Below are 22,354 nucleotides of genomic sequence, written 5' to 3' on the forward strand. Positions count from 1 at the left end.
GAACTTCCCTAAACAGCATTATCTGTTCTAGGTTCATTGGGTATAATCTCAGCTTTTTACGGCACCCCTTAAATTTCAGAGGTCGAAATTACAAAATTTATAATTAATAGGCGTTATTTTCTGTATCAACATAATAATAATTTTTGCCGTCTTTGGTTACTTCAAATAACCGCGCCAGTTTCCAGCTGTAATTTCTTTTGACATCCACATACTCAAAGGGAATAATTACCTTTTGATTGATATCGATAACTCCGAATTTATTATTCTTAGTGGCGATGATCAAAGGCTTTTTTAAATCGTCACCTTCTACAATATGCAAGTAATCATATTGTGGGTAAATGGTGTACTGCCGATAATCTCCAGGATTTTCAAATTTAGAATCCTCTATGATACCATAAGCCGAGTTCATGATGTAAGCGTGAAAAAGTTGCGATTTAAATTCCAAATCACACTTGCCTAAATCTTCTTTTTTAAATTGGTAGACTCTTTTACCAAATTGGTTTATTCGATAATCCACATCATTTAAGCGGACCGAAGCATATTTTGAACTGCCATATTTTCTCACTTTTACATTGGGTGAATTGAGCAAATTACAATCTTCAGTAAAGAAGCCCACATTGCTGTACACATTTATAATCATCAATTTTCCGTGCTGATTGATAAACCCGAATAAGCCATCTCGCTTTTGAGGAATTAGGGAAGGAATAGAATCATTAATTTTTTTGAGATCCAAAGAATATGTACTAACCACATTTTTTTTCGGTGCTTTTATAGCCGTCGTTTGCTTGATTTGACTATAAAAAAGAAAAGAAAATGAGAGTAATAAAAGAGTTAATATATTTTTCATTAGGTCTAAATTTGCAAAATTGCTGCCAAAAGATTTTTATCTAAAGATTTCTGCCAATAAAATAAAAAATGACAATGACACCAATGCTGTAAATGGCCTCACTTCCGAAAAGGATTCTCCGAATTTTCGGATATGTATGTTTTAAACCAAACCATTCAAAAAAAATGCCTACTAAAACATAAGGAAGGGCGATGATAAAAAGTGGATTGTAGGAAAATGCCTTCCCAAACTCCCCATGTAAAATGGAATGTAGTGCCCGTTGACTTCCGCATCCAGGACAATCTAAACCCGTAATCATTTTAAAAGGACATTTGATAAGGAAGGAGTATGATTGCGGATCGAAGAAATAATAGAAGAGCAATGCTGCACCTACCAAGATGATGAAAATGAGGACTGAATAATTTTTTTTAAAACCCATAATTATGGATTAACCCGGCAAATACACCCATCATGGCAAGAATAATTATTCCTACAATGGTCAAAACACCAGTTGCAGCACTTATAATGACTAAAGTTTTCGCAGTTGATGAAGCGGATTCAGCACCATAAATGTCTCCTCTGTAAAATTTTGATTCTACGCCCGCTGCATAAATTATACTGATGATGCCTAGAATTTGACAGCAGAAAACGGTAACCAAAATAGATTCGATTAACCATGATTTGGGCGGAATAGTACTTGCAGAATTATTAAAACTCTGGGGTTGATTCTGGTCCATTATTTTTTTTTAAAAGTACAGAAAAAATAGAAAATCGCAATTACTTTCATCTTAATTCTTCACCGCTAAAACACATTTACACTTAAAAAATTCGTAAATTTGACTTTCTATAAATTTTCAATTAAATATACCAGATATGACTTTTGACCTAGACATGATTAAACAAGTGTATGCACGCTATCCTGAGAGAGTTGCAAAAGCACGTGAAGTGGTAGGAAAACCTCTTACCTTATCAGAAAAAATATTATATACTCACCTTTGGGAAGGCAATGCAACTACTGCTCACGAACGCGGAAATTCTTATGTAGATTTCGCGCCGGATCGTGTAGCAATGCAGGATGCAACTGCACAAATGGCACTTTTGCAATTTATGCAGGCAGGCAAAAGTAAAGTTGCAGTTCCTTCTACCGCACATGCGGATCACTTGATTCAAGCAAGAGTTGGAGCAGAACAGGATCTACAGGAAGGCATCAATAAAAATTCAGAGGTATTTAATTTCTTAAGTTCAGTATGTGATAAATATGGAATTGGTTTCTGGAAACCAGGAGCTGGAATTATTCACCAGGTGGTTTTAGAAAATTATGCATTTCCAGGTGGAATGATGATCGGAACTGATTCACATACCGTAAATGCAGGTGGACTGGGAATGGTTGCCATCGGTGTAGGTGGTGCAGATGCAGTAGATGTAATGGCTGGAATGGCTTGGGAATTAAAAATGCCGAAATTAATTGGGATTAAATTAACTGGAAAATTAAGCGGCTGGACTTCTGCAAAAGACGTGATCTTAAAAGTAGCTGGAATTCTCACCGTGAAAGGTGGAACTGGCTGTATCGTAGAATATTTCGGAGAAGGTGCTCGTTCACTTTCGGCAACAGGGAAAGGAACCATTTGTAACATGGGAGCAGAAATTGGAGCTACCACTTCAACTTTTGGGTATGATGATTCTATGCGAAGATATTTAGCTGCAACAGGAAGACAAGATATCGTAGATGCTGCTGATCAAATCGCCGAACATTTAACTGGCGATGATCAGGTTTATGCAAACCCAGAACAATATTTCGATCAGGTCATAGAAATCAATTTATCGGAATTAACGCCGCATTTAAATGGTCCCTTCACCCCAGATTTAGCTACCCCAGTTGGAGAATTTCATGATAAAGCTGTTGCAAACGGATGGCCGATTGAAGTAGAGTGGGCCTTGATTGGTTCTTGTACCAACTCCTCTTATGAGGATTTGTCCAGAGCAGCTTCCATCGTAGAAGATGCATTTGCTAAAGGTGTTCAGCCGAAAGCGATTTTAGGGATTAATCCTGGATCAGAACAGGTTAAATTCACTGCAGAGAGAGATGGTTTTCTTGATTCATTTAGAAAATTTCAGTCTGCCAGAATATTTACCAATGCTTGTGGACCATGTATCGGTCAATGGGATAGAGAAGATGCTGATAAAGGCGAGAAAAATTCTATTATTCACTCTTTCAATAGAAATTTCGCGAAGAGAGCAGATGGAAATCCAAATACCCACGCATTTGTAGCTTCCCCAGAAATGGTAGCTGCAGTTGCAATTTCTGGTCGTTTAGATTTTAATCCAATTACAGATACTTTAACCAATTCTTCTGGTGAGCAAGTAATGCTTGATGAGCCAAAAGGGATGGAATTACCGGAAAGAGGTTTCGCCGTAGAAGATAATGGATATCAAGCGCCCTCTGAAGATGGTTCTTCCGTAGTAATTGATGTAAATCCAAATTCTGACCGTCTTCAACTTTTGCAGCCTTTCGAAAGATGGAACAGTGGAAATATCAGCAATGCTAAAGTTTTAATTAAAGCCTTCGGGAAATGTACCACGGATCATATCTCCATGGCAGGTCCGTGGTTGAAATACCGTGGTCACTTAGATAACATCTCAAATAACATGTTGATTGGAGCAATTAACGCGTATAATATGGAAACCAATACGGTAAAAAATTCTCTTACGGGAGAATATGGTCCGGTTCCAGATGTTGCCAGAGCGTACAAAGCCGCGGGAGTTTCTACAATAGTTGTAGGTGATGAAAATTACGGAGAAGGATCTTCTAGAGAGCACGCCGCCATGGAGCCGAGACATCTTGGAGTAAAAGCAGTATTGGTAAAATCTTTCGCGAGAATTCACGAAACGAACTTGAAAAAACAAGGAATGCTTGGTTTAACGTTTGCCGACAAAGCAGATTACGATAAAATTGAAGAAGATGATGTGGTGAATTTTGTAGATTTATCTGCATTCGCACCAGGAAAACCTTTGACTTTAGAGTTCGTTCATGCAGACGGAAGCAAAGATGTAGTTGTAGCGAACCATACTTACAATGCTCAGCAGATTGATTGGTATACCGCAGGTTCAGCGTTAAACTTAATTGCAGCAGAAGCCGCAAGAAAGGCTTAATTATCATCAAATAATCTTCCTCAAGATTTATTAAATAGTCCCCTTCAAAACGAAGGGGATTTTTTTTGGTCCAATTTTAAGCAAAAGAAGAATTAAATTTGCCTGTAGATGTAACAATTCCTACTTACAGTTGTCTTATTGCTAAGACATCTATTTATGACCACCAAATTACTCTTTGCAACCGCAGCTCTATTTTTTTTTCAATTATCCTTTTCTCAAGAGAAGCAGGCTGAAACAAAAGAGAAAGACATTGAATCAGTTAACCTTATAAAAAGGAAGAAAGCAGTCGAGCAGAAAGCGGATCGAACTATTTTTGATTTTTCCGAGCAACCGCAATTAAATTCTGGCAGTGTGATGGAAGGCATTAACAAACTTCCGGGTCTGATTGCTTCAGATGTCGCTGGAATGCTCTATCAAGGCAAACAATTGGATGTTTATATGGACGGTCGGCCGCTCAATATTTCCAGTAATGAATTGAATTCGTTTTTAGAAGGAATGCCTGCAAATTCGATAGAAAAGATTGAGATCATTACGCAACCCGGCGCCGAATTTCCCGCAACTTCTGGCGGTGCAATCATGAATATTATTACAAATAGAAATTCAAAAAGTTATTTAACCGCAACGTATTCCGCCAATTATAATTTTACGAACTACGATAAATGGCGAGATCGAACCAATAATTCCATCAATTTAAATGCAAGAAATAAATATTTTGGATGGCAAATAAATGCGGGACAAAATTACCGGGAAAGTTTGATGGATTCTAACCAAGACGATTTAGCATTCATCAATACAGATCGAATCAACCGTGGAATATTTGCTAAAAGTGCGGTGACCATTGATTTAGGATTAGACCGTTTGCTTCTTAATTATGACTTTTACAATAATAATCTCGATGCCAATAGTCTAAGTTCAGGAATTTCCGGTGGCAACTTTTATACACAAAATACTTATGTAGACTCTGAAAGTTATAGAAATGAAGCCGTAGCAACTTACCAGAAAAAATTTGCGGATAAGGCAAAAAAGCTCGATTTTAAAGCGTCTTATTCTCAAGCTGATTCTCAATTCTTTCAGCGGAATGAGCAAAGTTCTCAAAACGTTTTAGATAATTCATCGGTTATGAAAGTTTCTAATTTTCGAGTGGATTATTCTCAGCCTTTAAAATTTTTTGATGAAGGCAAGGTAAGTTTTGGTGGGCTTTATGAAAAGCAAAATTATAAAACGGCGAGTTTTAATGAGCTCAATTTGGATTATCAAAAATTAAATGCGGCGACGTATTTAGAATTTCAAACCACCTTAAAGAAGATTGATTTAATTCTAGGAACGCGTGCTGAAAATTATGATATTTCTGGTTTGGCTTACAATTATAAGAACAACCGGTATGAAGATTTGGTAGAATTTAGAAAGTTCAAATTTTTCCCCAATGCTAGTGTTCAGTACAATCTAGCGAGTCAAGTTTACTTTGCTTTAAACTACAACAAGAAAATTTCTTTGCCAAGCATTTCTGTTTTGAACCCAAACAACACCACGTTTCAAGGTCCAAATTCTCAATCTGCCGGAAATCCAAACCTGCAACCAACAATTTATGATAATTTCGAGGCGAAGTTAAGCGCGGTAGATTACGTATTTATAGGCTATAATGTAAGCGTTGCAAAGAATCAGGTGGTGCAAAAAATTAGTAGAGTCGGCGACGTCATTATCAATTCTCAGGATAATGTTTCTGAACTGAAGATCCATAATTTTAATGTAGGTTTTCCGATTCCTTTTGCCATTTTTAATACGCCTTTAAAAGAGTTGATGAAATTTGATATGAATCCAGACAAACTTAATTTCGTTTATATTTATTCTGCCTATCAATTACACCAATTACCGGATATCAGTACAAAGGGTTTCTGGGTTTTTAATTTCATGGCGCAAATTATTTTGCCCAAAGACATCAAATTTGTGGCAAATTATAATTATCTCACTGCCAAAGGGAATTACTATTATTTCGTGGCAGATAAGCCTTTCAATAATTCTTTGAATTTAACTTTTTCGAAAAAATTTATGGATGATCGCTTGAATATTTCACTCTTTGCAGATGATGTTTTTAATACGCAAGAGACGGCGCTGCATTCCATTTCCAGTGTTCCAAATGTTAATCTTTCGAGCAAATATGATTCTAGAAGATTTGGAATATCTCTGAGTTATAAAATTCCGACGAAGAATAAAAATGCAAAAATTGATCAAAATATTTTAGAGAAAAATAAACCGGAAGAAGGAGGATTAATTCCAGCTCAGTAAAAATAGAAATGGGAAACGCAGATGTGTTTCCCTTTTTGTATAAGTTTCTAATTTTACTCTTCGCAAGCTTTCCACACGGGATCATTTTTCGGAACAGGCGCCGTGACGCTTACTTTATGAAGCGTGACTGGATGGAGAAATTCTAATTTCCTCGCATGAAGATGAATTCCACCATCTGGATTAGACCTAGGCGAACCATATTTTAAATCGCCTTTAATCGGCACTCCAATTTTAGATAATTGCGCCCTGATTTGATGGTGTCTTCCCGTTTCTAGATCGATTTCCAATAATTGAAAATTGTCCAAAGTCTTTACTAATTTATAATTGAGAATTGCTTCTTTTGCACCAATGGTTGCTTTTGGGAAAACGGTGGCCTTGTTATTTTTTTCATTTTTTTGAAGGTAATGCACCAACCGCTGTTCATGCGGAATCATTTCTTTCGGAACCACTGCCCAATACGTTTTCTTGATTTCCCGGTTTTTTACCATTTGCGTCAAACGAGAAAGTGCTTTGGATGTTTTCGCATAAATAACCAAGCCAGAAGTTGGCCGATCAATTCTATGAACTAAACCCAAATAGACATTTCCAGGTTTATGCTCTTTAACTTTGATGTAATTTTTGATAGAATCCAAAAGCGATTCGTCGCCAGTTTTATCTCCTTGAACGAGTTGTCCTACTTTTTTATTGATGATCAAGACGTGATTGTCCTCAAAAACGATTTGTGATTCCTCCATTTTCTAATTATGAATGCGCAATTTACGCCAAAAAAATTCGAGTAAATTTAGAAATTACTTAAAATGAGATTGGAGAAAGATTCTTTGGGAATCAAATGCAAGATCATGAAAAGGAATTTGACTTTTATGAATCCAAAGTGTTTCAGAAATTTCAGAAACTTCTAATTGCACCTCAAATTTTTCAGGGACTTTATATTCAAAGAAAAGATCCAAGGTATTGTAGGGAATATTTTTGTACTCGTAAGTATTTGGTAAGCTTCCCAAATACTGAAGTTGGTCACCATCGACATTTATCTCCATTTCTTCAAACAGTTCTCTCACGCAAGTTTCTTCCGCGCTTTCTTTGGGATCAACAAATCCACCTGCCAAATCAAGCTTGCCTTTTTTGGGCTCCTGATTTCTTTTCGTAAATAAAATTTCATCGCCGCAAGTTATCAGAACAGCTACCGCACCGGCAACATTATGGAAAAGTACGTAATCGCAATTTGTACAATTCCATTTTTTTTCGCCGTCCCATTGAAGTTGATCTCTGCCGCAATTAGGGCAGAATTTTAAGTCAATCATTATACTGCAATGGCTTTATTTCTCGGGTGGTAACTTAAAATTACATCCCGCAGCTCTTCATTTTTCAGATGCGTATAAATTTCTGTGGTTGTGATGCTGGAGTGGCCTAACATTTCTTGAATGTACCGTAAATCCGCCCCATTTTGAAGAAGATGGGTTGCAAAAGAATGTCGGAAAGTGTGCGGAGAAATCTTTTTATTGATTCCCGCTTTTTCTGCCAGTTCTTTAATAATGATAAAAACAATAACGCGAGACATGGATGAACCTCTGCTATTGAGAAACAGAATGTCTTCACATTTTTTATTGATTTTATATTTAATTCTCGTGTTTTGAATATAATCTTTGATGAGGTCTGCCGTATATTTCGCGAAGGGAACAAAGCGGGATTTATCTCCTTTTCCGTCCACTTTTAAATAAGATTCTTTGAAGTTGATATTAGAAATTTTAAGATCAATTAATTCTGAAACGCGTAAACCACAACCGTACAGAACTTCAATCATACATTGATTTCTCTTGCCTAAATCATTTGTAGTATCAATCGCACGAATAATTCTATTCACGTCTTCGAAACTTAATGTATCTGGTAAGTACAATCCTAATTTTGGTCCTTCTAATAAGGCGGCTGGATTATCTGTTCTAATTTCATCTTCAAGCAAATACTTAAAGAATGCTTTGATGGAAGAAATCCAGCGCGCATGAGAGCGCTCACTAAATTTTTTCTTCGAAAGCTGAAAAAGATATTCCTGAATTTCTTCATAGGTGATAATGGCAGGATTAGTCTGCTGCAGATCGTCTTGCGCATAATCCCTTAATTTTTTAATATCTCGTAAGTAGGCATCCAAAGTATTATCTGAAAAATTTCTTTCAAATTTTAGATAATTTTCGAAGTCGGCAATTTTTTCATTCCAGGTTAACATTTGTGTGTTTATTTAAATAGGAATTTTTAAAGTTTCAATTCCATGGTTTCTTAAGAAGTCAATTCCGTCATTATCGGAATAATCGTCAATGTAAACTATTTTTTTTATACCCGCCTGCAGAATTAATTTGCTGCATTCTTTGCAGGGAGACAGGGTAAGGTAAAGCGTTGCGTCTTTCGCAGATTGCGTAGATCTGGCTAATTTTAGAATCGCGTTTGCTTCTGCGTGTAGAACGTACCACTGCGTGTTTCCATTTTCATCTTCACAGCAGTTTTCAAATCCAGATGGTGTTCCATTATATCCATCAGAGATGATCATTCTGTCTTTTACAATGAGCGCACCTACTTGTTTTCTTTTACAGTAAGATAGATTTGCCCATTCTTTCGCCATTTTTAAATAGGCAAAATCAAATTTTGTTGGTTCCAATAATTAGGCTTTTAAAAGGAAGGTTTTCTTTTTTTCAGAAATGCTGTCACTCCCTCTTTTTTGTCATCCATTTCGAAAAGCTCCCCAAAATATTTAATTTCAGTTTCAAATCCCATTTCCGTGTCAGATTGATTAACCGCTGAAATGGCTTTTGAAATCCCCATGGGAGAATTACGTGCAATCATTTTTGCCAATTCTTGTGCTTTGGGCAAAAGTTCTTCCAAACTAAATACCTCGTTTACCAAGCCAATTTCTTTCGCTTTTTCCCCACTTATCATTTTTGCAGAAAATATCAATTCATTCGCCCAACCTTTTCCTACGAGTTTGGGCAGCCTTTGTGTTCCGCCATAACCAGGAATCAATCCTAATGTTACTTCTGGTAGACCTAATTTTGCATTTTCAGACGCATATCTGATATGACAAGCCATTGCCAATTCTAATCCACCACCTAAAGCAAAACCATTAATGGCAGCAATAACTGGTTTAGACATGTTTTCAATTTTATTGAATAAAATATTTTGGCCGTTTCTCGCCAAATCTTCCGCAGCTGACGTTCCAAAATCTGAAAATTCTTTGATGTCTGCACCTGCTACGAAAGATTTCTCTCCGCTTCCGGTAAGAATGATAACGCGAACTTCATTGTTGTCATTCAATTCTGAAAAAAGCTGACTGAGTTCCTGAATTGTTTTTGAATTAAGCGCGTTAAGGCTTTCTGGCCTGTTAATAGTAATAACGGCAGTTTTGTTCTCAATATTTGAGAGAATATTTTCGTAAATCATTGTGTTTTGTAAATTTTTTTAAATTCACGATTGCAAATTACGAAAAATAGTCAAATAATCATAGTTTAAATGTTATTTAACTGTTATAAAGTTTTATTTCTAATTAATGTTCAATCGTGTGACTCATCATATTAGAATCAATATTGATCTGAAGTCCCATCGCGATTTTCATTCCCAATTCAATATTTGCGCGAAAGAAATGACATAACTGACGATTGATAATCTCTTCTCTTTTAGGTCCAGAAATATCTTTCATCGATGCAATAATGTTTTGAATTAACGCCTCGCGATTTTCCTGTTTCATCGCTTTCGTGTACAATAAACCAGGTTGAGTGTAATGATCGTCTTCCTCTTGATTTCTATTGAAATACGCAACTCTATTGCTGTCTAAATCATATTCGAAACTTTTGTAGTCTGGGTCGGTAGTAATTTCATCAAAACTATTGGGGTGATAATTGGGTGCGTCTCCATATTGATCAGCATTTGCCAGGGCTCCATCTCGCTGATAATTGGTAACTGCAAAAGGGCAGCGGTTAACTTCTAACTGACTCGCATTTACACCAACTCTATATCGGTGCGCATCTGGATAGGAGAATAAACGTCCCTGCAACATTTTATCTGGAGAAAAACTGATTCCAGAAATGAAGTTGCTCGGCGAGAAGGTGGCTTGCTCCACGTGCGCAAAGAAATTGTCGGGGATTTTATTCAATTCCATTTCTCCCACTTCAATCAAGGGAAATTCTGCTTGAAACCAAACTTTGGTCACGTCAAATGGATTCCAGCGAAATTCTTGCGCTTGCTCATCGGTCATCACCTGAATAAATAAAGTCCATTTTGGAAAATCACCGTTTTCAATGGCATTTACTAAATCATCTTGTGAAAAGTCTGGATTTTCACCTTTCATTTTTGCAGCTTCGTCATCGGTAAAATTTTTAATTCCCTGTTTTGCTTTAAAGTGAAACTTAACCCATACCCTTTCATTTGCAGCATTAATCATGGAAAAAGTGTGAGAGCCAAAACCATGCATGTGTCTATAGCCATAAGGAGTACCTCGATCAGACATCAGGATCAAAACCTGATGTAGAGATTCTGGATTTAAACTCCAAAAATCCCATTTCATGGTCGCACTTTTTAAGTTCGTCTTCGGCAGACGTTTTTGCGTATGAATAAAATCTGGAAATTTTTTAGCGTCTTTAATGAAGAAAACAGGCGTATTATTTCCTACGAGATCCCAATTTCCATCTTCAGTGTAGAACTTTAAGGCAAAACCGCGCGGATCTCTTTCGGTATCAGCACTGCCTTTTTCCCCACCAACAGTAGAAAATCTTGCAAACATTTTGCATTCATTACCTACCGTGGAAAATAATTTGGCTTTGGTATATTTTGAAATGTCATGCGTAACGGTAAATTTTCCGTAAGCACCGCTTCCTTTGGCATGCACCACTCTTTCTGGAATTCTCTCTCGCACAAAATGGGCAAGGTTTTCTTGCAACATAAAATCTTGAAGCAAAACGGGACCTCGCGCACCTACGGTTTGAGAGTCCTGATGTTCAAAATAAGGCGCGCCAGAACTAGAAGTAAGTTTATTGGATGACATGAGATAGGGTTTAGACCACAAATTTAAGAATTTATGTCTGCAAAATGAAGAAGCATTGAAAAAACTCAATTAAACACCTTATCTTTGTAATAGACAATACTTATCAAATGAACATTCAACAATTAGAATATCTTATCGCGGTAGACAAATACAAACATTTTGGGAAAGCTGCCATGTCGTGTTTTATTACGCAACCTACACTTAGCGCAATGATTCAAAAATTTGAAGATGAGCTAGATGTGAAGATTTTTGACCGTACCACGCATCCAATACGTACTACAGATATTGGAATCCAAATTATAGAGGAGGCCACCAAGGTGATTGATGCGATAAATGAGTTGAAGGGAAAAGCAAACCTTCTGAATAACGTTTTAGCCGGTCGTTTAAACTTGGGTATTATTCCTACCGTTTCTAATTTTATTTTGCCAGTACAGATTTTTGAATTTTTGAAAAATAATACGAAGATTGAGCTGAATGTAAAAGAAATGACGACGGAAAATATCATCAAATCTTTGAAATCAGGTGAACTTGATGCTGGAATCATAGCAACCCCTTTTGATGGTGCCAACGATTTTTATCATGATTTCTTATTCAATGAGGAATTGATGTTGTATTCATCTGACCAAGAGAGCAAAAAGGATTCTTTTGTAGTGCCAGAAGAAATCAACTCAGATAAAGTTTGGTTATTGGAAGAAGGAAATTGTTTGAGATCCCAGTTTGAAAATATTTGTCACCTGAAAGAAAACTCTTTGAAACCGAAAAACCTAGAATTTCTTGCCTCAAACATCAATACCTTAATCACGATGGTTGATAAAGTGGGGGGAATTACTATTTTACCTGAATTGGCAATACCACAGCTTTCTGAGCAGCAGAAAGGAAAAATCGCAAGATTCCGTAAACCATTTCCTTATCGGGAGATCACTTTAATTTATTATAAGCCAACTTATAAGCAAAAGATTCTAGATGAGATGACGAGTTCTATTAAAAAATCTTTAGCTGATACTCTGAATTACAATCGTAATCCAGAGGATTTTGTAAGTGTAAAACCACAATAATTTTAATCTTGCTATTAATTTTGTGGTTCGGTAAATAGTCTTTAAATTTGCACCGAAATACTTTCGAGAGGAAAAATTTGAACTGATTGCAACCTCCATAAAAAATGCTAAAACAGATTTTCTATTTTAGTTTCTTTTGTAATCCTTTCTCTTTTTCTTTTTATATAATTATAAAAAAACAAAAGAAATATGTCTTATTTATTCACGTCTGAGTCCGTTTCTGAAGGGCATCCTGATAAAATAGCGGATCAAATATCTGATGCATTAATTGATCATTTTTTGGCTTACGACCCCAATTCCAAAGTTGCTTGTGAGACATTAGTAACAACAGGACAGGTAGTTTTGGCAGGAGAGGTTAAATCCACCGCTTATCTTGATGTACAAGACATTGCCCGAAAAGTAATTAATGACATAGGTTATACCAAAGGAGAATACATGTTTAATGGCGATTCATGCGGTGTAATTTCGGCAATTCATGAGCAGTCTCCAGATATTAATCAAGGAGTTGATCGTGCGAAAGAAGATGCAGATTTTGAAACCAGAGCCAATTCGCAAGGAGCGGGAGATCAAGGAATGATGTTCGGGTACGCCACCAACGAAACAGAAAACTATATGCCACTTGCTTTAGATTTGGCCCATACGATTTTGAAAGAATTGGCAGTACTTAGAAGAGAAAATAACGCCATCACTTACCTTCGTCCTGATGCAAAATCTCAGGTGACCATAGAATATTCAGATGATCATAAACCGGTAAGAATTGATTCCATTGTAGTTTCAACTCAGCATGATGAGTTTGGAAGTGAGGAAGCAATGCTGGCAAAAATTAAAACCGATATTATAGGATTATTAATTCCGAAAGTTAGAGCAACGCAAAGCCGCGCGATTCAGGATTTATTTAATGATCAGATCAAATACCATATCAATCCAACTGGGAAATTTGTAATCGGTGGTCCGCACGGAGATACTGGATTAACAGGAAGAAAAATTATTGTAGATACATACGGGGGGAAAGGCGCTCACGGTGGTGGAGCTTTCTCTGGGAAAGATCCCTCTAAAGTAGATAGAAGTGCAGCGTACGCAACAAGACACATGGCGAAAAACCTTGTGGCAGCAGGGGTTGCAGATGAAATTTTAGTTCAGGTTTCTTACGCTATTGGGGTTCCAGAACCTTGCGGATTATATGTTAATACGTACGGCACGTCTAAACTGGGATTAAATGATGGCGAAATTGCCGAAAGAGTTCAAAAAATATTTGACCTAAGACCTTACGCCATTGAACAAAACTTGAAATTGAGAAACCCAATCTATCTTGAAACCGCTTCTTATGGACACATGGGAAGAGATCATTATATTGCCGATAAATCCTTTAAAGGTGCCAATGGCGAAATAAAAACCATAGAAGCTTTGGAGTTTTTTACGTGGGAAAAACTCGATAAAGTAGAAGAAATTAAAAAAGAGTTTAGCCTCTAAATTACAATAATTAGAAAACTGCTTTGTCTGAGAAGATGAAGCAGTTTTTTTTTAACTTTACCCCAGAAATAATTCTTAATTATGAAGAAAGGTTTTGCCCTTATTATCTTTTTTTTGCTTGCAAATACTGTTTTGACCAAAGCACAATTAACCGTACATAAACTTTTACACGCGGGCTACGTCTACCAAAACCAGAGTTTCGGGGAAATTGGTGGCAGATTACTCTTTTTAAAAACAGATGACGTAATTTATCGGCTTGGCACATCTGCTTTGATGGGCGTTGCAAATAATGAGTTTGCCATTATGCCGAAAGTGCAAGGTGATGTTTTAATTAATTTTGAGAAGAATGTAGATCTCTATCACAGTTATTATTTCTTGGCAGGTGCAGAAGTAACCACTAAATATGTAGCTCCAAAAATTGGTGTTTCTCTTTTTGGATTGTTTGATCTCACGGGTGGTTATGCATTCTCCTTAGACAAAAATGGCATCAATGGGAAGGAATTGAAAGGATTGAACATAAATTTTACTGTTAACCTTCCGCTCGTTTTGTTGCATGATTTGCTAAAAAAATAGCGTTATGTTAAATAGTTTAAAATAATTTAACAAAGTATTAACTTTTTTAGTACATTTACCACTCGAACAAAACCACTACTATCGATTAAAATTTACTTTCTAATAAACTGATCCTGTTAACCTGATAAATCATCGGGTAAGTGGGTGATTACCTAAACAGAAGTGAATTATGAATACACAAGCAGATAGCTGGTTAATTGCGGAGTACCGAAAGGGAAACGAAAAAACCCTCCCTATTCTTATAGATAGACATCAAAAAGATCTTTTTTCTTTCATTTTTTATAAATTAATGGATCATGATCTCGCCAATGATATCTTTCAAGATACCTTCATAAAAATTATCATCACCTTAAAAGAAGGGCGTTATAATGAAGAAGGTAAATTTATTCTTTGGGCAAAGAGAATCGCTCACAATCTAATTATAGATCATTTCCGACTAAAATCAAAGCACATCAAAGTTTCTGAAACTTCTTATGAAAATGAGGAATTCTCTATTTTTGATATTATTTCTGAGCAGGAGGAAAACATAGAGGAGCGTTTAATAAGTCTTCAAATAAAAGATGACTTGCTCAAAATGCTTGTATATTTACCGGCCAATCAGCAAGAAGTAATTAAACTGCGTTTTTTTGATGGCCTTAGTTTCAAAGAAATAGCAGAACAAACAGAGACCAGTATCAATACGACCTTAGGAAGAGTGCGTTATGCTCTAATTAATTTGAGAAAAATAATGGATGAACACCATATTATTTTAACTCGGTAATACTAAAAAAAAAAAAGTTTCGTTTTTAAGTGAAATCCCATATTTGCGTATGAAAAAAAATGACACTTTTAAAGAAAAACTTTTGAAACCAAAAAAGCAAACAATTGATTTTTTACTGAGTTACTCCAAAAGCCTTGCGGTTCTAAAAACCAAAAGTAAAATCCAGATTGTTTCCCAGAATTAATCTTAATTTAATTAAATTTGTGCTGTATGAAAATTCAGCACATTTTTTTTGACCTAGATAATACCCTTTGGGACCACCGCAGAAACGCTTACCTTACTTTAAAGGATCTTTACAAAAGACAAAACGTTCTCGAAAAATACAATATTCCCTTTGAGGAATTTCACAAAGAATACTTTACCATCAATGAAAGATTTTGGGCCCAAATCCGAGATGGAGAAATTGACAAAGAATATTTGCAGAATCATCGTTTCTATGATACTTTTCTTTTTTTCGGGATTGATGATTTTGAGATCGCGCAGGTTTTCGAACACCAGTTTTTAGATGAGATATTAAATTACAATGATTTAGTGCCCGGAGCGTTTGAAATCTTGGAATATCTTTCGGAGAAAGGGTATATTCTTCATATTCTTTCCAATGGTTTCGAAGAAGTAACTCACCGAAAATGTGAACTTTCTGGGATCAAAAATTATTTCCAAACCATTACCAGTGCAGATGAAATCAATATCAGAAAGCCTCATGCCGCGGTTTATGAATACGCATTGAAAAAAGGTAATGCTAAAAAAGAAGAGTCTATGATGATAGGTGATGACTGGATTGCAGACGTAGAAGGCGGAAAAGCATTCGGTTTAGAAGTCGTATTCTTTGATGTATTCAATGATAATTTTGAAGCAGATGGTGTGAAAGTTATCAAAATGCTGAAAGAACTGAAAGAAATTCTATAATTTTTCGATAAGAACATGACCTTAATTAAAAATAACCTTTCGAAAATGAAAGGTTATTTGTTTTTATGAAATTTCGAAACTTAAAGTCCCAAATTGCTTCTCACTTTGCCCAAAGTTTCAGCGGCAATTATTCGCGTTTTTATAGCGCCTTCCAACAGCTTTTCTTCCAGTTCAGGCAGGTTGTTCATATAATACGTAAATAATTCCCTTTCTTTTTCAAATCTTGTAAGGATCAACTGAAGCAGTTCAGTTTTAGCATGACCATACCCAAAGTTTCCCGCAAGATATTTGCCCTTTAATGTTTCGGTTTGCTCTGGAGTTGCAATCAATTGATACAAGGCAAATATTTTATCAGTTTCCGGATCTTTCGGATCTTCTAATGATTTGGAATCTGTTTCAATTGCCATCACCTGCTTTTTAAGTTCTTTTTCCGGCAAGAAAATATTGATGATATTTCCACGGGATTTAGACATTTTTTGACCATCAATTCCCGGAACATACATGGTGCCTTCCTGTATTTCAGCTTTCGGCAGCGTGAAAGTTTCTCCCATTTGGTGATTAAATCGAGCACCCATATCTCTCGCCATTTCCAGATGTTGCAGCTGATCTTTTCCTACAGGAACAATTTCCGCATTATAAAGCAAAATATCTGCAGCCATCAAAACTGGATAAGTGAATAATCCTGCATTTACATCTTCTAAACGATCTGCTTTGTCTTTAAAAGAATGCGCCAAAGTCAATCTTTGGTAAGGAAAAAAACAGGACAGATACCAAGAAAGCTCACAAACTTCCGCGATGTCACTTTGTCTGTAAAAAAAAGTTTTCTCTGTATCTAATCCGCAAGCAAGCCAAGCTGCTGCAATTTCATAGGTATTTTGTTTCAGCTCCGCGCCATTTTTAATTTGGGTCAGGGCGTGCATATTCGCGATAAATAAAAAAGACTCGTTTTCTGCTTTTTTAGAAAGTTCAATCGCAGGAATAATAGCTCCTAATAAATTTCCTAAATGAGGAGTTCCAGTTGACTGGATTCCGGTAAGAATTCTTGGCATTAAGATTCTAAATTTTTAGTTTTTAATTTTAGATTTTCTAAAATTCTATTGGTAAAAAGACAAAAAGATCGAAAGGATTTATCCTAGTTCTTCATTACAATTCAAATCCATCTGGAAAAGCCTTTTTCCGAAAAATAAGCAGTAAAGAAGCTCCAACCGTAATGGCAGCATCTGCAACATTGAAAATATATTTAAAGAATTCGATATGTTTTCCACCGATTAAGGGAATGGTTTCGGGTACATACCAATCTACTAAAGGAAAATGCAGCATATCTACTACGCAACCTTTCATTAAAGAAGAATAACCTTCCCCGAAAGGAACTACTTGAGATATACCACCATAGTCAATCCAGCGTTCCACACTCTCGTCAAAATGGGTTCCGCTATCGAAAATTAATCCGTAGAAAATCCCATCAATCACATTGCCAATTGCACCTGCAAAAATGATGGTCATGGGGATGATGAGGTAGTTGCTTTTCTTTTCTTTTACCCATTTGAGAAACAGATGAATCATAAATCCAATAAGCGCTAATCGAAGAATGACCAGAAAATATTTTCCAATGAGTCCCCCGAAATGAAGTCCATAAGCCATACCTGGATTCTCCACAAAAGTCAATTTAAATCCCGGAATTACATCTATACTTTCTCCTAAATGGAAATGAGTTTTAATGTAAAATTTAGATACTTGGTCAATTAATAAAATGATAAAAGTTATCAGTGCTATTTTCTTCATTATTCGCCGGACTTAGGTTTTTCTTTAAAATTTTTTGCAGGCTTTTTTGCCGGGAAAGAATTTTCATTTTGTCGGGGATCTTTCGTATTTCTGGTATGGAATTTTTCATACCGGATTCCCATTTCTTTCATTACGCTTTTCAGCGCATTCAGTTCCATTTGATTCTTGGGGTGAACTATTAGTGCTTCCATTTTTAATTATTTTTTAGACAGTTCGTCTAGTCGTTTTTTGTCTTCTTTGGATAAATCATTTAATCCATTTTTCCCAATTTTACTCAGGATTTGATCAATCTCTATTTCCCGATCTCTTCTTTTGGAATTAAATTGATCGTCTAATGTGAGATTTTTTTCACGATTGGGTTTAATTTTTTCTTTGATGTCTTTTCGGAAAAAGTAGGCAAAAATAACCGCAACTGCCAATAGAATTAGGACCGTATTCATGACTTTAAAATATAAATGCACAAAGTAATCTGCATAGCGTTATACAATTTACTTTGCGCATTATTGATATAGTAGAGATAGACTTATCGCTGTAGATTTTTCGCTTCTATACTTAAAGTTGCATGAGGAACCGCACGTAAACGGTCTTTACCGATTAATTTACCGGTAACTCTGCAGATTCCGTAGGTCTTATTTTCAATTCTGATCAATGCATTTTTTAGCTCTCTTAAGAATTTCTCTTGTCTGCCTGCCAAAATTGCGTTTTGCTCTTTGCTTAAAGTTTCTGCACCTTCTTCAAAAGCCTTGAAGGTCGGGGAAGTATCATCTGTTCCATTATTCTGGTCATTGATGAAACTTTCTCTCACAAGAATTAAATCTCTCTCTGCTTTTACTATTTTAGATTGGATCAATTCCTTGAATTCAACCAAATCATTGTCACTATATCTTTGTCTTTCTCTTTCTTCTGCCATAACGGTGTGTTTTTTTAATATTTTAATGATCCTGGAGTTTTTTGCCAGCCTTTTATTTCTTTACAATTCCGACTTTGAATCGCTCTTCGTCGATTTCTATTTCCTCAAATGTCGCGAGTGAAATTACAATTTCTATTTCATCTGACAATACTTCTTCGGAAATATAAGAATTATTGTTCATCAATTGCATTTCGAAAGGTGAATTTTGCTCTATTTGAATTGTAATTCGATCCGTTAAATCGAAATTTTTCTCCTTCCGAATATTTTGTACTCTGTTGATGAATTCTCTTGCAACTCCTTCTGCTTTAAGTTCTTCCGTTAAAGTTAAGTCCAAAGCTACAGTTAATTTACCTTCACTAATCACCGTCCAACCCGGAATATCTTTCGTGAAAATTTCTACATCATCCGAAGAAATTTCATAATTACCAATCATCATTTTTCCCTCTTTTTCCAAGGTCGAAATTTGTGCAGCATCTAACTTCGTAATTTCTCCAGCCACCATTTTCATGTCTTTTCCTAGTCTGACGCCCAAAGTTTTAAAATTCGGTTTAATCTGCTTTACAATTAAGTCTGCTGCTTCTTCTGCATTGATCAGTTGAAGTTGTTTTACATTCACTTCTTGCTTAATAAGATCTGAAACTGCCAAGATTTGCTTTTCTGTTTTTGCATCTAAAACCGGAATCATTACCTTTTCTAAAGGTTGGCGAACTTTCATATTTTCCTTTTTTCTCAAAGAAAATACCATCGAGGTAATTTGTTGCGCCAAGTGCGTTTTTTCTACTAAATCTTGATCTATTAAACTTTCATTGGCAATCGGGAAGTCTGTCAAGTGAATTGATTCCGCCGTATTTTTACCCGTAATCGTATTTAAATCGCGGTACAATTGATCCATGAAAAAGGGTGCAATTGGGGCGGCAATTTTAGCCACGGTTTCTAAACACGTATACAATGTTTGATACGCAGAAATCTTGTCGTCAGAATATTCACCTTTCCAGAATCTTCGTCGGCAAAGTCTTACGTACCAGTTGCTTAAGTTGTCATTAACGAAGTTGTTGATGGCTCTTGCCACTTTGGTTGGTTCGTAGTCTTCATAAAAAGAAGTAACCTCTTTGACCAATAAATTGAGTTCAGATAAAATCCAACGGTCAATTTCTGGACGGTTTTCTACCTCTTTTTCAGCGTACGTAAATCCATCTACATTCGCATATAAAATGAAGAAAGTGTAGGTGTTATAAAGGGTACCGAAAAATTTACGACGAACTTCATCTATTCCTTCTAGATCGAATTTGAGATTTTCCCAAGGATTTGCATTGGCAATCATATACCATCGGGTTGCATCTGGACCGTATTTGTCTAAGGTCGTGAATGGATCAACCGCATTGCCTAACCGTTTTGACATCTTTTGGCCGTTTTTATCCAAAACCAAACCGTTCGACATTACATTTTTATAGGCTACAGAATCAAAAACCGCTGTTGCAATGGCGTGCAAAGTATAAAACCAACCTCTCGTTTGATCAACTCCTTCCGCGATAAAATCTGCTGGAAAGGCTTTGTTCGAATCAATCATTTCCTTATTTTCAAAAGGATAATGCAATTGCGCGTAAGGCATGGAACCGGAATCAAACCATACATCGATCAAGTCGGATTCTCTGTTCATTGGCTTTCCGGAAGCTGAAACCAATATAATTTCATCTACAATATTTTTATGCAAATCAATATTCGCATAATTTTCTTCGGACATATTTCCAACCTCGAATTTCGCAAAAGGATTTTCAGACATGAATCCAGCCTCCATTGATTTTTGGATTTCAGTCATTAATTCTTCTACCGATCCGATGATGATTTCTTCTTGTGGTCCTGAGCCTGTCGAAGGATCAGTTCTCCAGATTGGCAAAGGAATTCCCCAATATCTTGAACGCGAAAGATTCCAGTCATTAACGTTAACGAGCCAGTTTGCAAATCGTCCTTCACCCGTAGATTTTGGTTTCCAGTTAATGGTCTCATTCAAAGAAACGAGACGGTCTTTTACCGCCGTCATTTTCACAAACCAAGAATCGAGTGGATAATACAAAACGGGTTTGTCGGTTCTCCAACAATGTGGATAACTGTGAACATATTTTTCTACTTTAAAGGCTTTGTTTTCAGTCTTTAAAAGAATTGCCAAATCTACATCCCAAGATTTTTCGGGTGCAGTTCCGTTCTCATAATATTCGTTTTTAATATATTTTCCCGCAAATAATTCGGGGGTATTTCCGCCTTTTACAAAACGACCTTGCAAATCGACCAAAGGAACAAGATTGTCAATTTCATCTTTAATCAACATGGGTGGAATGCCATTTTCTTTTCCAACCCGCGCATCATCTGCACCAAATGTTGGGGAAATATGAACAATACCAGTTCCATCTTCTGTGGTTACAAAATCTCCAATAATTACGCGGAAAGCTTTGTCTGCATTTTCAGCGGGTAAAAACCAGGGAATTAACTGTTCGTATTCTGTTCCAGCTAAGTCAGCACCAGTGAATTCTTCTATAATTTGGTAGGGAATCGTTTTGTTTTCTGAACTGTAATTGCTAAAATCTTCGTCTGTTACTTCGAAATATTTCTTACCGAAATTCTTTTGTAAAAGTACTTTGGCTAAAATAATATGAATAGGTTCAAAAGTATATTGATTGAAGGTTTTCACCAAAATATACTCAATACCTTTTCCAACTGCTAATGCGGTATTTGAAGGTAAAGTCCAAGGAGTTGTGGTCCAAGCAAGAAAATAGACATTTGCTTTAGATTTCTCAGTATCGAATTCTTCCCAATGTAAAGCTCCGCCACATGTATTTCCTGCGATTACTTCGCTATCAATTGCGGAGTCTGGATACGCGATTGCAGATAATTTTTTCCAAGTTTCACTCGCGTATTCAGGCGCACTTTTCACTTTAAACTGTGCAACTACGGTGGTATCAGTCACATCACGATACGTTCCGGGTTGATTCAATTCGTGAGAAGACAATCCCGTTCCTGCGGCTGGAGAATAAGGCTGAATCGTGTACCCTTTATACATTAAATCTTTGTCGTAAAGTTGCTTTAGAAGCCACCAAACCGTTTCCATGTATTTGGGTTCGTAAGTAATGTAGGGATCTTCTAAATCTACCCAATACCCAATTTTTTCCGTCAGATCATTCCAAACATCTGTGTAGCGCATCACTGCATTTCTACAAGCTTGATTGTATTCTTCTACAGAAATTTTCTTCCCAATATCTTCTTTTGTAATTCCTAATTCTTTTTCTACGCCCAGTTCAATCGGCAATCCATGAGTGTCCCAACCTGCTTTTCGGAAAACTTGTTTTCCATTTTGAGTTTGGTAGCGGCAGAAAATATCTTTCAGCGCTCTGGCCATCACGTGGTGAATTCCGGGCATTCCGTTCGCAGAAGGCGGACCTTCATAAAAAACATATTCAGGTTTTCCTGCACGGTTTTCTACGGATTTTTTAAACGTTTCTTCCTCTTCCCAACGCTGCGCGATGTTTGCAGCAATCTGGGTTAAATCAAGACTTTTATATTCGTTAAACTTCTTCATTTTCAATCAGTTCAAAGTAATTTTTCTTCTTATTTTCAAGTTTGCGAATATAAG

General features: G+C 36.3%; 22 protein-coding genes. 7 read left to right on the plus strand and 15 right to left on the minus strand.

What is annotated here, in order from left to right; translation table 11 throughout:
- Positions 1-103: 103 nt before the first annotated feature.
- From RCH13_RS06370 to RCH13_RS06380, 3 genes are read right to left on the minus strand one after another with little or no spacing between them, the layout of a single operon-like run.
- Entirely contained in the window at positions 104-847 is a 744-nt protein-coding gene (locus RCH13_RS06370; RefSeq protein ID WP_326986399.1) for a WG repeat-containing protein, read from the minus strand.
- Between the two features lie 40 nt (positions 848-887).
- Entirely contained in the window at positions 888-1,265 is a 378-nt protein-coding gene (locus RCH13_RS06375) for a DUF2752 domain-containing protein (RefSeq protein ID WP_326986400.1), read from the minus strand.
- Positions 1,255-1,563, minus strand: coding sequence for a CD225/dispanin family protein (locus RCH13_RS06380; protein ID WP_326986401.1), 309 nt, complete (start codon positions 1,561-1,563; stop codon positions 1,255-1,257). The genes RCH13_RS06375 and RCH13_RS06380 overlap by 11 nt, the downstream gene beginning before the upstream one ends.
- Before the next feature lie 136 nt (positions 1,564-1,699).
- On the opposite strand from RCH13_RS06380, the gene RCH13_RS06385 reads away from it, so the two are divergent.
- The gene (locus RCH13_RS06385; protein ID WP_326986402.1) at positions 1,700-3,976 is read left to right on the plus strand and encodes an aconitate hydratase; all 2,277 of its coding nucleotides are present in this window, start codon (positions 1,700-1,702) and stop codon (positions 3,974-3,976) included.
- A gap of 156 nt (positions 3,977-4,132) precedes the next feature.
- The gene (locus tag RCH13_RS06390; RefSeq protein WP_326986403.1) at positions 4,133-6,259 is read left to right on the plus strand and encodes an outer membrane beta-barrel protein; all 2,127 of its coding nucleotides are present in this window, start codon (positions 4,133-4,135) and stop codon (positions 6,257-6,259) included.
- Between the two features lie 53 nt (positions 6,260-6,312).
- On the opposite strand, the gene RCH13_RS06395 is transcribed toward RCH13_RS06390, so the two are convergent.
- From RCH13_RS06395 to RCH13_RS06420, 6 genes are all read right to left on the minus strand, one after another.
- Entirely contained in the window at positions 6,313-6,993 is a 681-nt protein-coding gene (locus RCH13_RS06395) for an RluA family pseudouridine synthase (protein ID WP_326986404.1), read from the minus strand.
- A 54-nt stretch (positions 6,994-7,047) separates the two neighbouring features.
- Positions 7,048-7,557 (minus strand): NUDIX hydrolase, encoded by a 510-nt coding sequence (locus tag RCH13_RS06400; protein ID WP_326986405.1) that lies wholly within the window; start codon positions 7,555-7,557, stop codon positions 7,048-7,050.
- Positions 7,557-8,474 (minus strand): site-specific tyrosine recombinase XerD, encoded by a 918-nt coding sequence (gene xerD / locus RCH13_RS06405; protein ID WP_326986406.1) that lies wholly within the window; start codon positions 8,472-8,474, stop codon positions 7,557-7,559. The genes RCH13_RS06400 and xerD overlap by 1 nt, the downstream gene beginning before the upstream one ends.
- A gap of 12 nt (positions 8,475-8,486) precedes the next feature.
- Positions 8,487-8,900, minus strand: coding sequence for a deoxycytidylate deaminase (locus RCH13_RS06410; RefSeq protein ID WP_326986407.1), 414 nt, complete (start codon positions 8,898-8,900; stop codon positions 8,487-8,489).
- 11 nt (positions 8,901-8,911) lie between these two features.
- Positions 8,912-9,679 (minus strand): enoyl-CoA hydratase-related protein, encoded by a 768-nt coding sequence (locus RCH13_RS06415; RefSeq protein WP_326986408.1) that lies wholly within the window; start codon positions 9,677-9,679, stop codon positions 8,912-8,914.
- Between the two features lie 103 nt (positions 9,680-9,782).
- Entirely contained in the window at positions 9,783-11,276 is a 1,494-nt protein-coding gene (locus tag RCH13_RS06420; RefSeq protein WP_326986409.1) for a catalase, read from the minus strand.
- 107 nt (positions 11,277-11,383) lie between these two features.
- Between RCH13_RS06420 and RCH13_RS06425 the strand changes: the two genes are divergently transcribed.
- The 5 genes from RCH13_RS06425 to RCH13_RS06445 all read left to right on the plus strand — a co-directional run bounded on the left by RCH13_RS06425 (position 11,384) and on the right by RCH13_RS06445 (position 16,040).
- Positions 11,384-12,331 carry a LysR substrate-binding domain-containing protein gene (locus RCH13_RS06425; protein ID WP_326986410.1) on the plus strand — a complete coding sequence of 316 codons (948 nt, stop codon included), beginning with the start codon at positions 11,384-11,386 and terminating at the stop codon, positions 12,329-12,331.
- Between the two features lie 189 nt (positions 12,332-12,520).
- Positions 12,521-13,801, plus strand: a complete 1,281-nt coding sequence (gene metK / locus RCH13_RS06430) for a methionine adenosyltransferase (RefSeq protein ID WP_326986411.1) — start codon at positions 12,521-12,523, stop codon at positions 13,799-13,801.
- A gap of 81 nt (positions 13,802-13,882) precedes the next feature.
- Positions 13,883-14,374: a hypothetical protein gene (locus tag RCH13_RS06435; protein ID WP_326986412.1), complete on the plus strand. Its 492-nt coding sequence runs from the start codon at positions 13,883-13,885 to the stop codon at positions 14,372-14,374.
- A 169-nt stretch (positions 14,375-14,543) separates the two neighbouring features.
- Positions 14,544-15,134 (plus strand): sigma-70 family RNA polymerase sigma factor, encoded by a 591-nt coding sequence (locus RCH13_RS06440; protein WP_326986413.1) that lies wholly within the window; start codon positions 14,544-14,546, stop codon positions 15,132-15,134.
- A 210-nt stretch (positions 15,135-15,344) separates the two neighbouring features.
- Positions 15,345-16,040, plus strand: coding sequence for a YjjG family noncanonical pyrimidine nucleotidase (locus RCH13_RS06445; protein ID WP_326986414.1), 696 nt, complete (start codon positions 15,345-15,347; stop codon positions 16,038-16,040).
- Positions 16,041-16,120: 80 nt separating this feature from the next.
- Here RCH13_RS06445 and trpS read toward each other — a convergent pair whose 3' ends face one another.
- From trpS to ileS, 6 genes are all read right to left on the minus strand, one after another.
- Positions 16,121-17,089: a tryptophan--tRNA ligase gene (trpS, locus tag RCH13_RS06450; RefSeq protein ID WP_326986415.1), complete on the minus strand. Its 969-nt coding sequence runs from the start codon at positions 17,087-17,089 to the stop codon at positions 16,121-16,123.
- A 94-nt stretch (positions 17,090-17,183) separates the two neighbouring features.
- Positions 17,184-17,822 carry a lipoprotein signal peptidase gene (locus tag RCH13_RS06455; protein ID WP_326986416.1) on the minus strand — a complete coding sequence of 213 codons (639 nt, stop codon included), beginning with the start codon at positions 17,820-17,822 and terminating at the stop codon, positions 17,184-17,186.
- On the minus strand, positions 17,822-18,013 hold the full coding sequence (locus RCH13_RS06460) for a DUF2683 family protein (RefSeq protein ID WP_326986417.1): 192 nt from the start codon (positions 18,011-18,013) through the stop codon (positions 17,822-17,824). Before RCH13_RS06460 ends, RCH13_RS06455 begins: the two co-directional genes overlap by 1 nt.
- A 6-nt stretch (positions 18,014-18,019) precedes the next feature.
- On the minus strand, positions 18,020-18,262 hold the full coding sequence (locus tag RCH13_RS06465; RefSeq protein ID WP_326986418.1) for a DUF6576 domain-containing protein: 243 nt from the start codon (positions 18,260-18,262) through the stop codon (positions 18,020-18,022).
- A gap of 83 nt (positions 18,263-18,345) precedes the next feature.
- Positions 18,346-18,732 (minus strand): TraR/DksA family transcriptional regulator, encoded by a 387-nt coding sequence (locus tag RCH13_RS06470; RefSeq protein ID WP_326986419.1) that lies wholly within the window; start codon positions 18,730-18,732, stop codon positions 18,346-18,348.
- A 52-nt stretch (positions 18,733-18,784) separates the two neighbouring features.
- Positions 18,785-22,300, minus strand: a complete 3,516-nt coding sequence (gene ileS / locus RCH13_RS06475) for an isoleucine--tRNA ligase (RefSeq protein ID WP_326986420.1) — start codon at positions 22,298-22,300, stop codon at positions 18,785-18,787.
- Between the last annotated feature and the right edge of the window lie 54 nt (positions 22,301-22,354).

Origin of the sequence: Chryseobacterium sp. MP_3.2 (assembly GCF_035984805.1) — a bacterium.
GTDB lineage: Bacteria > Bacteroidota > Bacteroidia > Flavobacteriales > Weeksellaceae > Kaistella.

What these genes read in the sequence shown, in the direction of transcription:
- RCH13_RS06370 (WP_326986399.1), bottom strand. Translation starts at nt 847, where the DNA reads ATGAAAAATATATTAACTCTTTTATTACTCTCATTTTCTTTTCTTTTT.
- RCH13_RS06375 (WP_326986400.1), bottom strand. Translation starts at nt 1,265, where the DNA reads ATGGGTTTTAAAAAAAATTATTCAGTCCTCATTTTCATCATCTTGGTA.
- RCH13_RS06380 (WP_326986401.1), bottom strand. Translation starts at nt 1,563, where the DNA reads ATGGACCAGAATCAACCCCAGAGTTTTAATAATTCTGCAAGTACTATT.
- RCH13_RS06385 (WP_326986402.1), top strand. Translation starts at nt 1,700, where the DNA reads ATGACTTTTGACCTAGACATGATTAAACAAGTGTATGCACGCTATCCT.
- RCH13_RS06390 (WP_326986403.1), top strand. Translation starts at nt 4,133, where the DNA reads ATGACCACCAAATTACTCTTTGCAACCGCAGCTCTATTTTTTTTTCAA.
- RCH13_RS06395 (WP_326986404.1), bottom strand. Translation starts at nt 6,993, where the DNA reads ATGGAGGAATCACAAATCGTTTTTGAGGACAATCACGTCTTGATCATC.
- RCH13_RS06400 (WP_326986405.1), bottom strand. Translation starts at nt 7,557, where the DNA reads ATGATTGACTTAAAATTCTGCCCTAATTGCGGCAGAGATCAACTTCAA.
- xerD (WP_326986406.1), bottom strand. Translation starts at nt 8,474, where the DNA reads ATGTTAACCTGGAATGAAAAAATTGCCGACTTCGAAAATTATCTAAAA.
- RCH13_RS06415 (WP_326986408.1), bottom strand. Translation starts at nt 9,679, where the DNA reads ATGATTTACGAAAATATTCTCTCAAATATTGAGAACAAAACTGCCGTT.
- RCH13_RS06420 (WP_326986409.1), bottom strand. Translation starts at nt 11,276, where the DNA reads ATGTCATCCAATAAACTTACTTCTAGTTCTGGCGCGCCTTATTTTGAA.
- RCH13_RS06425 (WP_326986410.1), top strand. Translation starts at nt 11,384, where the DNA reads ATGAACATTCAACAATTAGAATATCTTATCGCGGTAGACAAATACAAA.
- metK (WP_326986411.1), top strand. Translation starts at nt 12,521, where the DNA reads ATGTCTTATTTATTCACGTCTGAGTCCGTTTCTGAAGGGCATCCTGAT.
- RCH13_RS06435 (WP_326986412.1), top strand. Translation starts at nt 13,883, where the DNA reads ATGAAGAAAGGTTTTGCCCTTATTATCTTTTTTTTGCTTGCAAATACT.
- RCH13_RS06440 (WP_326986413.1), top strand. Translation starts at nt 14,544, where the DNA reads ATGAATACACAAGCAGATAGCTGGTTAATTGCGGAGTACCGAAAGGGA.
- RCH13_RS06445 (WP_326986414.1), top strand. Translation starts at nt 15,345, where the DNA reads ATGAAAATTCAGCACATTTTTTTTGACCTAGATAATACCCTTTGGGAC.
- trpS (WP_326986415.1), bottom strand. Translation starts at nt 17,089, where the DNA reads ATGCCAAGAATTCTTACCGGAATCCAGTCAACTGGAACTCCTCATTTA.
- RCH13_RS06455 (WP_326986416.1), bottom strand. Translation starts at nt 17,822, where the DNA reads ATGAAGAAAATAGCACTGATAACTTTTATCATTTTATTAATTGACCAA.
- RCH13_RS06460 (WP_326986417.1), bottom strand. Translation starts at nt 18,013, where the DNA reads ATGGAAGCACTAATAGTTCACCCCAAGAATCAAATGGAACTGAATGCG.
- RCH13_RS06465 (WP_326986418.1), bottom strand. Translation starts at nt 18,262, where the DNA reads ATGAATACGGTCCTAATTCTATTGGCAGTTGCGGTTATTTTTGCCTAC.
- RCH13_RS06470 (WP_326986419.1), bottom strand. Translation starts at nt 18,732, where the DNA reads ATGGCAGAAGAAAGAGAAAGACAAAGATATAGTGACAATGATTTGGTT.
- ileS (WP_326986420.1), bottom strand. Translation starts at nt 22,300, where the DNA reads ATGAAGAAGTTTAACGAATATAAAAGTCTTGATTTAACCCAGATTGCT.